At 46.6% G+C, this 14,487-nt stretch carries 15 protein-coding genes and 1 tRNA gene; 9 read left to right on the top strand and 7 right to left on the bottom strand.

Features of this window, described 5'->3' with window-relative positions; all coding sequences use genetic code 11:
• Nucleotides 1-322 precede the first annotated feature (322 nt).
• Complete coding sequence (locus tag ACLGGO_RS19895; RefSeq protein WP_446420608.1) at nt 323-4,924, top strand: hypothetical protein; 4,602 nt, start codon at nt 323-325, stop codon at nt 4,922-4,924.
• A gap of 144 nt (nt 4,925-5,068) precedes the next feature.
• On the opposite strand, the gene ACLGGO_RS19890 is transcribed toward ACLGGO_RS19895, so the two are convergent.
• Nucleotides 5,069-5,578 carry a hypothetical protein gene (locus tag ACLGGO_RS19890; RefSeq protein ID WP_446336630.1) on the bottom strand — a complete coding sequence of 170 codons (510 nt, stop codon included), beginning with the start codon at nt 5,576-5,578 and terminating at the stop codon, nt 5,069-5,071.
• 215 nt (nt 5,579-5,793) lie between these two features.
• On the opposite strand from ACLGGO_RS19890, the gene ACLGGO_RS19885 reads away from it, so the two are divergent.
• A complete protein-coding gene (locus ACLGGO_RS19885) occupies nt 5,794-6,195 on the top strand; it encodes a fasciclin domain-containing protein (RefSeq protein ID WP_446336631.1) in 402 nt (133 codons plus the stop codon).
• Between the two features lie 445 nt (nt 6,196-6,640).
• Here the strand turns inward: ACLGGO_RS19885 and ACLGGO_RS19880 are convergent, their stop codons facing one another.
• Nucleotides 6,641-6,799, bottom strand: coding sequence for a hypothetical protein (locus tag ACLGGO_RS19880; protein ID WP_446420607.1), 159 nt, complete (start codon nt 6,797-6,799; stop codon nt 6,641-6,643).
• A gap of 51 nt (nt 6,800-6,850) precedes the next feature.
• Between ACLGGO_RS19880 and ACLGGO_RS19875 the strand changes: the two genes are divergently transcribed.
• Nucleotides 6,851-7,258 carry a hypothetical protein gene (locus tag ACLGGO_RS19875; protein ID WP_446420606.1) on the top strand — a complete coding sequence of 136 codons (408 nt, stop codon included), beginning with the start codon at nt 6,851-6,853 and terminating at the stop codon, nt 7,256-7,258.
• A gap of 70 nt (nt 7,259-7,328) precedes the next feature.
• On the opposite strand, the gene ruvB is transcribed toward ACLGGO_RS19875, so the two are convergent.
• A complete protein-coding gene (ruvB, locus tag ACLGGO_RS19870; RefSeq protein WP_446420605.1) occupies nt 7,329-8,423 on the bottom strand; it encodes a Holliday junction branch migration DNA helicase RuvB in 1,095 nt (364 codons plus the stop codon).
• A gap of 106 nt (nt 8,424-8,529) precedes the next feature.
• On the opposite strand from ruvB, the gene hisF reads away from it, so the two are divergent.
• From hisF to ACLGGO_RS19850, 4 genes are all read left to right on the top strand, one after another.
• Nucleotides 8,530-9,300 carry an imidazole glycerol phosphate synthase subunit HisF gene (gene hisF / locus ACLGGO_RS19865; protein ID WP_446336634.1) on the top strand — a complete coding sequence of 257 codons (771 nt, stop codon included), beginning with the start codon at nt 8,530-8,532 and terminating at the stop codon, nt 9,298-9,300.
• Between the two features lie 118 nt (nt 9,301-9,418).
• Nucleotides 9,419-9,628, top strand: coding sequence for a hypothetical protein (locus ACLGGO_RS19860; protein WP_446336635.1), 210 nt, complete (start codon nt 9,419-9,421; stop codon nt 9,626-9,628).
• Between the two features lie 99 nt (nt 9,629-9,727).
• Nucleotides 9,728-9,800 (top strand) — tRNA-Ala (locus ACLGGO_RS19855).
• Between the two features lie 107 nt (nt 9,801-9,907).
• Entirely contained in the window at nt 9,908-10,129 is a 222-nt protein-coding gene (locus ACLGGO_RS19850; protein ID WP_446336636.1) for a hypothetical protein, read from the top strand.
• 351 nt (nt 10,130-10,480) lie between these two features.
• On the opposite strand, the gene nblB is transcribed toward ACLGGO_RS19850, so the two are convergent.
• A complete protein-coding gene (gene nblB, locus ACLGGO_RS19845) occupies nt 10,481-11,146 on the bottom strand; it encodes a phycobilisome degradation protein NblB (RefSeq protein ID WP_446420604.1) in 666 nt (221 codons plus the stop codon).
• 86 nt (nt 11,147-11,232) lie between these two features.
• A complete protein-coding gene (locus ACLGGO_RS19840) occupies nt 11,233-11,697 on the bottom strand; it encodes a CBS domain-containing protein (RefSeq protein ID WP_446336649.1) in 465 nt (154 codons plus the stop codon).
• Between the two features lie 258 nt (nt 11,698-11,955).
• On the opposite strand from ACLGGO_RS19840, the gene ACLGGO_RS19835 reads away from it, so the two are divergent.
• Nucleotides 11,956-12,330 carry a VOC family protein gene (locus ACLGGO_RS19835; RefSeq protein WP_446420603.1) on the top strand — a complete coding sequence of 125 codons (375 nt, stop codon included), beginning with the start codon at nt 11,956-11,958 and terminating at the stop codon, nt 12,328-12,330.
• Here ACLGGO_RS19835 and ACLGGO_RS19830 read toward each other — a convergent pair.
• On the bottom strand, nt 12,327-12,635 hold the full coding sequence (locus tag ACLGGO_RS19830) for a hypothetical protein (RefSeq protein ID WP_446336639.1): 309 nt from the start codon (nt 12,633-12,635) through the stop codon (nt 12,327-12,329). The two genes, ACLGGO_RS19835 and ACLGGO_RS19830, sit on opposite strands and share 4 nt — an antisense overlap.
• Before the next feature lie 56 nt (nt 12,636-12,691).
• Nucleotides 12,692-13,378: a phosphoribosyltransferase gene (locus ACLGGO_RS19825; RefSeq protein WP_446420602.1), complete on the bottom strand. Its 687-nt coding sequence runs from the start codon at nt 13,376-13,378 to the stop codon at nt 12,692-12,694.
• 458 nt (nt 13,379-13,836) lie between these two features.
• Between ACLGGO_RS19825 and ACLGGO_RS19820 the strand changes: the two genes are divergently transcribed.
• Nucleotides 13,837-14,463, top strand: a complete 627-nt coding sequence (locus tag ACLGGO_RS19820) for a Uma2 family endonuclease (protein WP_446420601.1) — start codon at nt 13,837-13,839, stop codon at nt 14,461-14,463.
• Nucleotides 14,464-14,487 lie beyond the last annotated feature (24 nt).

Genomic DNA, 14,487 nt, shown 5'->3' with positions numbered 1-14,487 from the left:
GCATTACTTTTGACACAGTTTGTAAGGGCGAAGCATTGGCGGAGTTCAAAGAGCGATTACTTGCATTACTTTTGACACAGTTTGTAAGGGCGAAGCATTGGCGGAGTTCAAAGAGCGATTACTTGCATTACTTTTGACAAGCAAATGCTTCGCCCCTACTGAGAACGCACCAAAAGAAAAAGTACGGGTGGCTAGCTCGGAACTTAACGACTGGGGACTGTTGCCTGCCGACAGCCCTGGTTGAAGCAGTAAGTAAACATCAATGTCCGATTATGTCGTCCATTGTATGAGTTTTATATAGCACAAGAACGGGAACTCTTGAATGTACATCTATCGCACCTGTGAGTTTAATGAGAAAGCAGAACGCTATGGAATTGGCGATCGCATCGATGATCTATGTACCCAACTGCAAACTCAACGACTCGATGAAGTGCAATCCCGGTTTGAGCGGGTTTATCCTTACCTGAAGCGCCGCATCCTCAACCGCCGACTGATTGGTCGTATCCTGCATCTGGATAATCAGCAACTGTTGTGCTTTATTGATATCTTTAAACGGGGCGATCACGACTATGAACAGTTCCTCGAAGCCCCCATTCATTATGGTCAGACCCATTGGGAACCCCAACTTGACCGACAACAGATTCGCGATTGGCTCACCCAAGCCCAATCTGAGCAACCCTCAGTTGAACCCTTACCCGAACTCCCAGAAACCTTGCGTCCTTGGCTGGAGCCACCAAGATGGGAACCAGACATTGTCCCGGACGATTGGATGATCTATGAAAGCGAAGAATGGGTGAGACAGTTTACCACCGTTAAACTGCAACAGGCGTGGAAAACCTACTATCAGATTATTTCCCAGATTAATACCCATACAGCGACATCTATAGGAAATGGCAATAGTCACAGTGGTGTCATCCAAACCGATAGCTTCGCCGACACCCTAATCATTTCCCCTGATCAACCCCAGCTTCCAGAAAATGTCAACCTGTGGGGGGAAAACAATTGTTACGTCCTCTACAGCCAAATTGAAACCACTGATGCGAGTGTTCGGGGTGTGCTGTTTCTCATCGCCGCCTTTGATCACCCCCCCTCCAGCGCCGAGATTAGGGAAGTGGGACAGCGCACCACCCTATTCAACGGTGCAAACACATCCAACCATTTATCCCAACCCCAAACCATCCATGAATTAACCCCCTTCGCCCGTCGTTCCTATCCGGCGTACCTATTAGCCGATGAGGAAAGTTGGTTGGCGATTGAACGGGGTAAAGAGGCAAATCTAGCCCTTTCCCCAGAAGAAGAGGAGATTCTCCAATTGGTGTCTGGCGCTACCCCCCAAACCGATTCACTCCCCCTATTCATTAATGGGCGGGCGGGTAGTGGGAAGTCCACGATGCTGATTTATCTGTTTGCCGACTACTGCTACCGTAAACACTATACCCCCCAAGGACATCGCCGTCTTGAACCGCTTCCGGGTCAACCCCTGTTTCTCACCTACAATGAACGGCTATTGGAAATTGCCAGAGATGGGGTCAACCGACTCCTACATTCCCACCACCGCTTTGTCGCTGAACGCAGTCCCGGCGATGACATCCCCAACTGCGATCGCGCCTTTCAACCCTTCGGTAAATTCCTGTTAAGCTTACTTCCACCCCAAGAACGAAAACGGTTTAATCCTGAATACTATATCTCCTTCCATCGATTCAAACAATTGTATCAGGGAACCCATGCCGAACCCGCCCTTGCCAAACTGATCCTGCATCTCCCCGAATCCCGCCATTATTCCCCAGAAATTTGTTGGCACATTATCCGAAGTTTTATTAAAGGATATGGTCAATCAGACTACATGACGCCGGAAGACTATCACGAGGAAGTTCCCCGGAAAGAACGCACGATTGATGTGGAGAAATTCCAGGGAATCTATGAGACCATTTGGCAACACTGGTATAAGCATCTAACCACGGAACTAGATTACTGGGATGACCAAGATTTAATTGCCACAGTCTTGGAATTGAAGTGTTATCATTCCGACTATACCGCGATCTTCTGCGATGAAGCCCAAGACTTTACCCGCCTAGAGTTACAGCTAATTATGCGGCTGTCTCTGTTTTCCCAATACCATTTGGGATACCAACCCATTCTTAGCTTACCCTTTGCCTTTGCTGGTGATCCCTTTCAAACCTTAAATCCAACCGGATTCCATTGGTCTAGCACCCAAGCCGCTTTTAATGCCGAAGTGATTACCGCCCTTGATCCGGCTGATCAATTAAAGTTGACCGTTAATTTTCAGGACTTGTCCTATAATTATCGATCAAGTCTGTCTATTGTTCAATTCACCAATTTAATTCAGCTTTGGCGTCACGTTCTCTTTGACATTAGAGAACTCCAACCTCAAACCCCATGGCATCCGGGTGATTTCCCTGAACCCCAAACATTTATCCTCAATCAAACTATTAGTGCTGAGGAATTAATCCCCTATATTAAAGACACGATTATCATTGTTCCCTGTGAGGAAGGGGAAGAAGTCGCTTATGCCCAAGCGGATGAAGTCTTGTCTCAAATTTTTCCTCAGTTAAATTATCGGGAACCGGTAACCGGGGATGAATTCGTAGGGGCAAAGCATTCGCGCCCCAATCTATCGGTTTTCTATTCACATCTCAACGCGAATGCTTCGCCCAATCCCCATGAATTCGTAAAGGCGAAGCATTCGCGCCCCAATCCCCAATCCCCAATTCCCAATCCCCAATCCCCAGAACCCCTAAAAAATGTTTTAAGCGCCATTTCTGCCAAGGGATTGGAATTTAAACGGGTGATATTGTATAAATTTGGTGAAGAGTGTAGCGATAATGTCTGGAATCTACAAGGCGTTGACCAAAAAGTTAAGGTTGAATACTTTTTCAATAAACTCTATGTCGCCGCTAGTCGGGCAACGGATTATTTATTTATTGTCGATTCAGAAACTGGAAACCGTCAACTGTGGAACTATGCCAGTGATGAAGCCTTGTTACAGGCAATGTTAGGACATGCTAAACACAAAAGCCGTTGGCAAGATAAGGTGAAAACCCTAGCACCGGGTATGCCAAATATGGTAGAGACGATGCGTGAAGATGACCCTGGTGCGATCGCGCAAGAATTTCAGCTTAAAGGATTACATGGACAAAATCCTAGTTTACTGCGCCGAGCCAAACAATTCTATTGGGATTTAGGGGATATCACTCAAGGGAACTATTGTCAGGCTTGGGCGCTGAAGTTTGAGAGGCAGTATCGACAAGCGGGTCATTGCTTTTTGGAGTTGGGGGAATCGGATCAGGCGTGGGATTGCTTCTGGCAGGGGCTGTGCTGGTCAGAATTAGTCGCTTGGTATGATTCGCACCCCCAACATCAATCAGCGGCTGAGTGCATCCTGGCGCGGTTTATGGTAACACCACCTGATGATTTAGCCGCGCTGGATAGTTTTACTCGGTATATTATCAGTCATGAATCATGGGTTATTCAGGGAAATCAACAGGTTAATCAGCAAAAACAATGGCAGCAAGGAATTAAGGAATATGCCCATCGAATTGAAACCATTCCCAATAATTCCCAAATACCATCATCACAATGGCAGCAGTTTGGCGAAGTTCTAGCTATCTTAGCCTCAGTGGGTTATCCAGAATTAAAGGTGCAAGCCGGGACTTGTTTCTATCGCGCTCAAAATTATCACCAAGCGATACAGTATTGGGACGAAAGTAATGCAACTCAAACCCCAGACTATCATCGGGCAAAAGCCTTTACTGTGGGCATGCCAGAAGGATTAGCGTATTTAGCACAAGCAGGCGATGCTGATCAGATTATCCACCAATGGCGGCAAGCTGGCAAACCCCGCGATCGCAGATGGCTGCGCTATGTCGCCCAAGGGTTGGAAATGAAGCAGGAATACCAACAAGCCTGTGTGGTTTATGTGGGGTTAGATGATTTAGCCAAAGTCAAAGACTGTTTTCGACTCGCGACGCGGGATGGGATCAAAATCAAGCTACTGCGGCTACTGTTCCGCTATTTCTTCCGCCAGAAATACTGGCAAGACGCCCTCGAATTGTTCAATACCGATTTACCTAATGTCATCGGTTCAACCGAGGAAAAAGCCGCGTTGAATTTCGACATTGTTTATGAATTGGCAGGTTCAGGATTAATCCCCCAAAACTTGAGCAAAGATCAACGCCAACACTATGAACAATTTATGAAAGAGCGGGTTTTATCTACTCCAGACGGGCAAGACTACCTCTTGATGCCACAGATAGGAATTGCTCTGGAAAAAGTTGGATTACTGGTTGAAACCTTATCATTTTACGAGGAATTTGTCAACGACACTAACCAACAACAGCGTCAATTTGCCCGGGAACGTTGGATAGCGACGAAGAAAAAACAGGTTGATTATGTGACGAATCAAGGAAAGCTGAGGAAAGCGGCAAAACTCCAGTCTAATTTGATTAAAAAAGCGCAGGAGTGGGTAATTAATCCAGATGCTATCTCTGTAGTTCCCCCATTAGCGCCAATAGAACGTCCTTTGAGAGACAAGGAAGCAGAGGTGCACAGGAGCACAGGTGCACAGGAGCAACTTACTATTACTGGATTACCCCCTGAAATAAGAGTGGAGGAGTTTGAAAAGGGGGTGATAGGATTTACGGTGCGTCACTTGGCGATTAAGGTGATGAAATCAACCCATCAAGTGTTAGTTACTGATATTCTCTCTCATCGAGATGTGCGTGTGGATTGGACAAAATGTCAGGTGAATTTAGGAGACGCGACGGTGGAAGCCGGGGGGAGTCAGCAGTTATCCTTTACTCTGGTTGCGAGTGGCTATCGTGGTGTTCTATTCTGTAATCAGCCAGAACCGCGACTGGAACTGGAGATTCAGGGATGTCAGAATCGGATTGCGATCTGTTCGTAGTCAGCACGCTTCGTGCTAGGAAATAGAACATCTGAAGCCACTTTAGTGGCTACTACAAACGACGCGATCGCACAGTGAAACCCCTTTGAGTTCCCTCCCCAAGGCGACGGGGAGGGTTAGCGGCGAGATGACTTGCCTGTCTAGTTAAAATCGCAACCCAACGCCACCCTGCACCGAAACCGCCGTTCCGCCTCCCTGACGATAGGCATCAAAGGCAATAATCGCATTACCAAAAAGCACCGTACTACCGCCAGGAACAACATAATCAATCCCCGGTTGCAAAGCGAAGCTAGTTTTATCTCCCACCGGTGATGGCGTATCACCACTAGCAAACGCCGCACCCGCCCCCAGATAAACATCCGTTTGCCAGTTGAGGGGAAAGTCATAAGAAATTGTCGGCACCACCGCCGTACCTGCACCAATGAGGGCTTGCGCTCGCAGAGAGACAGGAAGTTCTAAGAGTTTGTACCGTACCGCCAACACTCCCCCAAATTGCCGCCCTTCACCGCGACTATCTTCTTCAATACCGAAAGTACCACCAGCCCCGACATAACTACCATAAGCGGCTTGAGCTGATGCTGACGTGGGGGTAAACGCAAGACTCGCGAGTACTGCTGTAGCAAGGGTTACGCTGATGCCAATAAAATTTCCCATATCCGGACTCCTCAGTACTGATGTCGCTGATTTTACCGTGCGACTACCTGACTTGCCACGGTTCCTCTTGGCAGATCAAGGAAATTCAGAAAACTTAATCGAGTTGGGTTTATTTCCACCCACCTACTTAGTAGTAAAACCCGTCCCTACACCGGTATATGGGAAAATGTCAAAATCCGAGAAGAGATTATTTTGCAGAGGATGAGTTGAAATCAATGCCTGATATTGTAGATATCGCCGTTAGTGCGGATTCGTTCCAAACCCTAGTAGCCGCTGTGCAAGCGGCTGGTTTAGTGGATACTCTTAAAAGTCCTGGTCCTTTTACGGTTTTTGCACCTAATGACGCCGCTTTTGCTAAGTTACCACCGGGAACCATACAAACCTTGCTCCAAAATATTCCCCAGCTGACGCGAATTCTGAAGTATCATGTCGTTTCTGGTAAATTGACTCAAGCTGATTTAGCTAATGTCGATTCAGTAACCTCTGTTGAGGGTTCGTCAATCCGAATTGACTGTTCTGATAGTTTTGAAGTCAAAAATGCGACAGTTGTTGCCCCTGATATCGAAGCGGATAATGGTATTATCCATGTCATTGACACGGTAATTCTCATGGGGTAAAGTCACCATCACTAGGGCGACCTGACCGAACCTAAGTGGACTGGTGTTGTTAATTGATGCAAACGGGTCGCCCCTACAGGTTGTTAATGTAATGATATCAGATATAAATTCCCGGTTGGCAGTATTCAATTGACTATGTTAATCTGTTAATTTTGCTACCATTTCATAGTGGTGATCGGTTGTAAATTTGGCAACGTCAGAAGGTATTGAGAAAGATTCTATTTGGGCAGCCGCTTGTTTAATTACAAAAACAGTCACACCAGAATTCTGTGGGCTAGACTAACCCCAAGTTTCATTGACGAAATGATGAAAGAGGGGGAGGCAAAGTATAATGAATAGCATAATCAGCAGCCCAACTAATTTAACCAACCTCGAACAGAACGGCGTCAGCGGCTGTTTGTATTGGGAAGAGATTGGTTGCTAGCTAATCGCAGATTCGATCAGGTCAGGAGAAACCATCCCGGTTGTTGCTGAAAACGGGTATTGGCAAAAAGTCATCTACAATGTGCAGCGCGATCGCGAGCCAAAATGTTGAGATAGGCGAGGGTTTAGGGAATCCTGGTAAATGGATATCAGGTGCAACTTCCCCAAAGGTTTCCCTCAATCCAATCCTCTCTATCTCATCTCTTGCAGGCGCTGATTATATACAACCTAAATGAAAACAAACGTTAACGGTCATCCGGATTATACCGTTTCCCTAATGAAGTCAAAAGGAAAGCCAACTTGTAAGGTTGAAGCAGTCATGACAATGAAGAATGGTCAATGCAGCTCCTGTGGATCGTATCAGGTTAGAAGCAACAAAAACCGAAAGTTTCCAGCACTGAATACGATGACCCTAGGATTAGGCAACTCTAGCGCTCGCTATGCTGCACTGGATACGTATGTTTGTGTCAATTGTGGCTATGTTGAAAGCTACGTGGCTTCGGCGGACGATCTAAACTACATTCAGGAGAACTGGGCAAAGGTTGAGGCTCCCCGTGAAAATGGAAGAGCGCCCAAAAAACTTGAATCGCTCCCTAAGAGAGCGCACGAGGAGTTGAAGCATCGAGCTATGCACGGTTAACCATGGAGATGATTCATCGTTCATAGTTCATGTCTGTCCCCTTGCTATGAACGATGTAGCTAGCCCGGTGTCAATCTTGCCAATATCCTAAATGCTTACGAGCCGCGTCTGTAGCAACACGACCACGAGGGGTTCGATGTAAGTACCCAATCTGTAATAAATACGGCTCATACACTTCCTCAATGGTTTGAGCGTCTTCTCCAGTTGCAGCGGCTACGGCTTCTAAGCCCACAGGTCCTCCCTGGAATTGTTCAATCATCACACTTAACACTAGCCGATCTGTCCAATCCAAACCCGCCGGATCGACATTGAATACTTCCAAGGCTTCGGCGGCGACATCCTGGTTAATTACGTCCATCTTTTTCACCTGAGCATAATCTCGTACTCGCCTGAGTAAACGATTGGCAATGCGGGGAGTTCCCCGAGAACGACGGGCAATTTCTACCGCCCCTTCTTCACTCACCGGCGCTTGTAATAACTGGGCGGTTCGTTGCACAATTAAACTCAATTCATCGGGTTCGTAGAACCGCAGACGCTGGATCAAACCGAAGCGATCGCGCAAGGGGGAGGTGAGTGATCCCACCCTTGTCGTAGCACCAACCAGGGTAAACTGGGGTAAAGGAATACTCCGGGTTCGCGCCGATTGCCCTTTGCCAATCGTAATATCCAAACGATAATCCTCCATCGCCGGATACAACAGTTCCTCACTCATGCGCGAGAGGCGATGAATTTCATCGATAAATAAAATATCCCCCGGTTTAAGATTCACTAAAATCCCCACAATATCCCGGGGGCGTTCCAAAGCCGGAGCCGCCGTAATTTTGCAATTTGTCCCCATCTCTGTCGCCAAAATTAGCGACATCGTGGTTTTCCCCAATCCCGGCGGTCCGTACAAGAGCAAATGGTCTAATGATTCATTTCGCGCCTTCGCCGCCGCGATCGCAATTTCTAAAATATCTTTGAGTTCTTTTTGCCCGATATAGTCGGCTAGCCGGTGGGGACGAATCCCTTCCTCTTGGTTCTCCGTTTCCTCGGCTATCGCGGTAGCCAGTAACAAGTCTGTTTCCAACTCTTGCTGGCGTTCCTTACGGCGACCCTTTTTTTTCTGACGGGATGGGGGTTGTGGGTCAGGTTCTTGAGATTGTCTAAAGGACGTTATAGCCATGATTTAAGCCTATCATTTCATCTGCAACCGAGACACTCAGGCACAAAAGGTTTAGATTAGTTAAGAGATTAAGTATTATCCCATCACACAGCGTAAGACATCTGACATGCTAGCTAAACGAATCTTACCTTGCCTGGATGTAAAGGCTGGGCGGGTGGTCAAGGGCGTCAACTTTGTAAATTTGCAAGATGCTGGTGATCCAGTGGAATTGGCACAAGCTTACAACCAAGCCGGTGCTGATGAACTGGTGTTTTTGGATATCACTGCTACTCATGAAGACCGCGATATTATTATTGATGTTGTCTACCGTACCGCAGAACAGGTGTTTATTCCCTTAACCGTCGGCGGCGGTATCCAATCCTTAGAAACTGTTAAATTATTGTTAAGGGCTGGTGCCGATAAAATCAGTATTAACTCGGCGGCTGTCCGCAATCCAGATTTTATCAATCAAGCTAGCGATCGCTTTGGCAATCAATGTATTGTCGTGGCGATTGACGCCCGTCGCCGCGTAGATCCCAGTCATCCGGGTTGGGATGTTTTTGTGCGTGGCGGACGAGAAAATACAGGACTTGATGCGATCGCCTGGGCAAAAGAAGTCGAGCGACGTGGCGCGGGAGAACTCCTGGTAACCAGCATGGATGCTGATGGAACTCAAGCTGGGTATGACTTGGAGCTAACCCGCACCATTGCTGAACAGGTAGAAATTCCGGTAATTGCCTCCGGTGGTGCTGGAACTTGCGATCACATTTATCAAGCCCTAACTGAGGGGAAAGCCGAAGCCGCCCTCTTAGCCTCTTTACTGCATTACGGACAACTCACCGTATCGGAAATTAAGCACCATTTGCAGCACCATCAGGTTCCCGTCAGGATGATCTAAGGTTTCTCAAATCCCGGCTGATCTGCCTTTAACTCTTGTGACTTATATCACACAATTGGATTGTTTGCAGCTACATAGACGACTGCTAGAATAGATTCGATGTTACATTTCGTAAATTATGTTGATTGCTATTTTAATATTTGATATTGCTTTAGTCGCTTGGTCACTGCACTTAATGCAACAGGCGTTTGATACACGAGAGTTTTCCTTGATGCTGGCTGGCACATTGGTGGCGATGTCAGCCGCCGCCATGTTAGTGGTATATTTTTTGATGGACAGCTATTTGGGCTACTTGAGTCGCATTGCGGCAGTGTCAGGTTCGTTTTAGGGATGCTATTGTTTCATAACTCGATAATCTCTCACGAGGCAATAATTTAATAAGACTTGACGAAGCGATAAAATAAAGGCATGATGGAAGATGCTGCACGGGGCTATAGCTCAGCTGGTAGAGCACCTCAATGGCATTGAGGGGGTCAGCGGTTCGAATCCGCTTAGCTCCATTAACTGCATATAATAAGGTTTTGGTGACGCGATCGCGGGATGAGTGATCATGAGTGAGTAGAATTGATGTGTTCATCCTTTGAAAGTCAACCCAACAACCACAATCATGAATGCCACTGAACAAGCTCCTCTAGACGAACAAACCTTGAGCCGATGCTGTTTGGCACCGATATTTGCTGACATTATGTGTAAAGGTCAGATCAGTTTATCTGACTGGCGTGAATTGATGACAGCTCCTTGGGACAATTCTTTCACAAATAATGATGAAGCTATCTTAATGCGGTTGATCTATGGTGTGCATCGTGGACTGGTGAAAGTTGTCGAATAAAGCGATTTGGGTGTTTATCTAGCATCAACGCTTCATGACACCCAAAACAACGCTCAACCCTCACGGGGTGACAAGCGAGCTGAAGTTTTGAGCCATCCTGCTGTTAGCCCATTTCTTCTCCTCAAAGATAGCGGTTTTGTCTTTCTGGGGGACTAGCCCCCCAGACCCCCCAATGGGGGACGAGCGCCTCCCCCATACCCCCTGCGCAACGCTTCGCTAGATCATTTCTCATGGTTGTGGTCTTCATCTGCCAATAAGGCTTTATCTTTGAAGATACTAATATCGCTAAAAGTTGGCTTTTAAAGGGTTTTAGAGGGTTTGTCACCCCTTCAGCGCTCAACCTCAAACTGGCTAAATTGATTCTAAATTTCGTTTGGCTTCCTGAGCCACTTGCTCAACCGAGTCATTGGCTAAGGCTTCTAAGGCGGCTCTAGCCTCTGAACTATCGAAGGGCTTGAGCGCCTGGGCGACTCGGTAACGCACTTGCCAGTCAGGATCGGTGGCAAAGGGAACTAATAATGGTACAGCACGGGGATCACCTAGTTCTCCCAACGAACTAATCGCAGCGGTTTGAATCAAGCTGGTTTCGGAGGAGAGTGCTTCTTCTAAGAGGGGAAAAGCACGGGACTCACCCAGTTCACCTAATGCCGCAACAATACTAAACTGCAATAACCATTCCGATGATTGGTGATATAACTGTTGCATCTCATCAAACGCCTCGGTCATCTTCAGGGCGCCCAAAGCGTCAGCGGCTGCAGCTTGGACATCCGGTTCCGAGTCGTTCAAGAGGCGATCGCGTAACATTCTCAAGGTGAGTGATAAATCCTGATCTCCAAGGGTATCAAGTTGGCTAACGGCGGCGTACCGAACCCGAGCATTAGTGTCAGTCACAATAGGCTGGACTAATTCATAAGCTATCGATGGTTCTAGCTGACGTAGTAGATTTACCCCACTTAGGCGGTTGCCAAAGTCCTCGGAATTTAGCAACTGTTGAACAGACTCACGAGAAACAGTCATTGTAATGTATTTATTATTGATCAGTGATTTATCTTGAATCGTGGCACTCTACTATAAACCCACAGTTTTAGGCGGTGGGTTTATGACTATTCCAATTCAGCAATCATTGCCCGCACAATATCTCCCGCCGTGAGGACACCAATCACTTTCCCCTGGTTGTCAGTCACCGCTAAACGGCGCAGTGATTTGTCCTGCATTAGTTTGGCGGCTTTGCGTAAGGGTTGATCGGGCTTGACAACCACAGGTTCGTGGGTCATGACTTCTCCAACGGTTTGCCCTAGAGCCTTGTGCAGTTCTTCTTCGTACCGGGCTGGGTTTTCTAGATAAATCACACTGTCGAGAAATACGATGTAGACAGGGGGTTCTACTCCTGTCTGTTGCCACAACAAATCTGTTTCTGAAATAATGCCCACCAATTTGCCTGTATCATTGACCACCAGCAAACCACTGATACCTCGTTGGGCAAGAATTTTCATCGCCTCTTTAATCGGCGTTTGGGGGGTAACCGTGATCGGGTCACGGCTCATCACTTCGGCAACGGTTTTGGGCATATTCAGGCTTAGTGTTTTCAAAGGAAGTACTCATCCTATTTTAGGGTTTTAGGCAAGTGCGGGGATCAATTGCGCTTCAATTTCTCTGTTGAGGACACGAGCTCAATGATCTGAACTGGAAGATCTTCTTTTATGCATAAAAATATTTTTATGTCAATATTCAATAAGGAGTGATAAATTATTGTTGGGGGATAAGCTGGTTTTTATTTGAAAATTTAAACATAATCCGACGTCCTGAAATATTTTATTATTGTTTAGATGAAAATTCACTTGCATAGGGCTTTGGTTACCATAGCGGCTGCGAATATCGAGCCACTGGTTGAGTTTTATAGTCAATTACTTGCCGAATCTCCCCATTGCCATATTCCCAACAACTATGCCGAGTTTCATCTCCCTGGATTGCGACTCGGACTATTTAAACCCAGGGATAACCATCGACAGGAATTTGAGCAGTCTGAGAAAAGTGGATTTAGCTTGTGTTTAGATGTCGATGACTTAGACGCCGCGATCGCACAATTGTGCAACCTGGGATATCCCCCACCGGGCGAAATCATCGTCGCGTCCCACGGGCGGGAAATCTACGCTTATGACCCCAATGGCAATCGCTTAATTTTACACCAGCCTCAGCCTTAAGTGATCGCCACGTCATAAGCAACATTGGCAAAGGCATAGACGCTATAGAGAAGTAAAACCGTAATCGCGACGATCATAACCATACGTGGACGTGGTGACGGTAAAAATGCTTCCCTAACCCACATGGAGGCTGCTGCACCAATAGCGAAGCTAGAACTGAGAACAAGGTATTGCCAGTCAGGTTGAAAGACCCAATTTAAGCCTAACGCCAAGGTTAACAATACCATCAAATGTTCGATTGACTCCGGTGGATTTTGCTGCGTGGAAAGCACCAATGTGCGCCAACAGAATTGTAAATGTCTCATGAAAAAACTCATCAGCGAGAACTATTGGTTAAGATAATTCAGGGCAACTAATTTGGCTACTGTTGGTGGGGAAGATGATTGTACTCTTGTAAATAAGCCAGCGCCTCATCTGTGTTGACCTGCGGAAATTCCCCGTAGAAACGGCTGACACTGAGAAAGTCATCCGGTGTTTCCAGGATAACTAAGCGATCGCCAAAACGACTGAGCCACTTGATCAATCCGGCTGGTGCGACGGGTGTACAAATCCAGATCTGGTGAGGATGATGCTCTTTCAACGCTTGAGTCGCTGCAACCATAGTCATCCCTGTAGCAATCCCATCATCAACCAAAAGGGCTAACATTCCTTGGGGGTTAACCTGAGGACAACCTGGGGCAAATTCAGCAAGCTGAGATTGAGCTTTATCTTGAGCATGACGCAGGGCGGTGTTTCGCAAACTAGACTGAAGTCTTCTCCATAGCCGATGTTGCGCCCACAAAACTTGTCCTTCTGAGGTGACAGCGCCAATGGCTAATTCTGGATTTTGGGGGGTGGTAATTTTTTTAGCCACCACGATATCCAGAGGACAATTTAATCGACGAGCAACAGGTACGGCGACAGGAATACCGCCACGGGGGAGTGCATACACCACGGGTGATACCGTTTCACCTGTAGTCGTTTCCAGTTCAGTAATTTGGGTAAGCAGAGCTTGAGCTAGCTCCTCACCGGCATGAGTGCGATCGCTAAATAGCGGAGCCGATGACATAGGTTCCTCCAGCATTTAACAGACCTGCCCTAATCATGCCTGATTTTGGTCATGGTTTCAGGTCAATCAAGTATGATTCTTAACATTAATGGCACGCTCGCCTTCTGCCTTTGGAGATTACCGAAACCCTTGCTATACCGTAGGGTGGGCACTGCCCACCAGCATACCAGTCATTACCACTCTTCTTAATATAAGGTCATACGTCGCAACTTACAAATCGCCAATGGAGTCTTGTGCGGAGGGCTTTGGAGAATGGGACGGAGACTGATAAGCGTAGTTTAAAGGAACTATGGTCGGATTGGCAGGAGTCTGGACGAGAGTTTTGGCGACAGATGGATGAGGTGGTTGAAATGTTAGACCAGATGATGTGAAGTCCTCTAATCCGCTACCCTGAAATTAGGGTCTTCCTGCACCCTATTGGTTAAAAATGATTAGAAGAACTCCCCTAGAACAAGTCTATGGTTCAATCTTTGACCCAAACTGTTACCTTTGAAGAGTTTATTGCGTGGTATCCTAATACAGGAAAACGCTACGAACTCCACGATGGGGTAATTGTCGAAATGCCAAAACCCACTGGAACACACTCTAACGTAACAGGCTTTTTGATAGAAGAGTTAATTCTTACCATTGTCCAGATGGGGAAGCGGGGAATTTGGACAATTCCTAGAGAATCTATTGTTAAATCTAGCAATGGGAAATCGGGATATGAGCCTGATATTATTGTCTTAGAGCAAGAAGCCATAAAAGCAGAACCCCGTTGGCAAAAAGAATCTATTATTGAAAATGCTCAATCTATCAAACTTATTGTTGAAGTCGTTAGTACAAACTGGCGCGACGATTATTTTAAAAAGAGAGCAGATTATGAAGAAATGGGTGTTTTTGAATATTGGATTGTTGATTATGCTGCGCTAGGAGGACGCAATTTTATAGGGAGTCCGAAACAACCGACGGTATCGGTTTATCAACTTGTTGAGGGGGAGTATCAAGTGAATCAGTTTCGAGGGAATGATGTAATTATTTCCCCTACGTTCTCTGGGCTTAATCTCAGGGCAGAACAAATTTTTCAAGTAGGTCAGTCATTATAAAAATAGTATTGCTCGTCTTATAAT

The sequence above is a fragment of the Coleofasciculus sp. genome, from assembly GCF_046565525.1.
Lineage (GTDB): Bacteria > Cyanobacteriota > Cyanobacteriia > Cyanobacteriales > Coleofasciculaceae > Coleofasciculus.
The sequence above is the reverse complement of the archived record's forward strand: the minus strand, read 5'-3'. Positions and strand labels throughout refer to the sequence as shown.

Bases quoted from the DNA above. Each gene is read 5' to 3' on its own strand.
- ACLGGO_RS19895 (WP_446420608.1), top strand. From the start codon at position 323: ATGTACATCTATCGCACCTGTGAGTTTAATGAGAAAGCAGAACGCTAT.
- ACLGGO_RS19890 (WP_446336630.1), bottom strand. From the start codon at position 5,578: ATGGGAAATTTTATTGGCATCAGCGTAACCCTTGCTACAGCAGTACTC.
- ACLGGO_RS19885 (WP_446336631.1), top strand. From the start codon at position 5,794: ATGCCTGATATTGTAGATATCGCCGTTAGTGCGGATTCGTTCCAAACC.
- ACLGGO_RS19875 (WP_446420606.1), top strand. From the start codon at position 6,851: ATGAAAACAAACGTTAACGGTCATCCGGATTATACCGTTTCCCTAATG.
- ruvB (WP_446420605.1), bottom strand. From the start codon at position 8,423: ATGGCTATAACGTCCTTTAGACAATCTCAAGAACCTGACCCACAACCC.
- hisF (WP_446336634.1), top strand. From the start codon at position 8,530: ATGCTAGCTAAACGAATCTTACCTTGCCTGGATGTAAAGGCTGGGCGG.
- ACLGGO_RS19860 (WP_446336635.1), top strand. From the start codon at position 9,419: ATGTTGATTGCTATTTTAATATTTGATATTGCTTTAGTCGCTTGGTCA.
- ACLGGO_RS19850 (WP_446336636.1), top strand. From the start codon at position 9,908: ATGAATGCCACTGAACAAGCTCCTCTAGACGAACAAACCTTGAGCCGA.
- nblB (WP_446420604.1), bottom strand. From the start codon at position 11,146: ATGACTGTTTCTCGTGAGTCTGTTCAACAGTTGCTAAATTCCGAGGAC.
- ACLGGO_RS19840 (WP_446336649.1), bottom strand. From the start codon at position 11,697: ATGCCCAAAACCGTTGCCGAAGTGATGAGCCGTGACCCGATCACGGTT.
- ACLGGO_RS19835 (WP_446420603.1), top strand. From the start codon at position 11,956: ATGAAAATTCACTTGCATAGGGCTTTGGTTACCATAGCGGCTGCGAAT.
- ACLGGO_RS19830 (WP_446336639.1), bottom strand. From the start codon at position 12,635: ATGAGACATTTACAATTCTGTTGGCGCACATTGGTGCTTTCCACGCAG.
- ACLGGO_RS19825 (WP_446420602.1), bottom strand. From the start codon at position 13,378: ATGTCATCGGCTCCGCTATTTAGCGATCGCACTCATGCCGGTGAGGAG.
- ACLGGO_RS19820 (WP_446420601.1), top strand. From the start codon at position 13,837: ATGGTTCAATCTTTGACCCAAACTGTTACCTTTGAAGAGTTTATTGCG.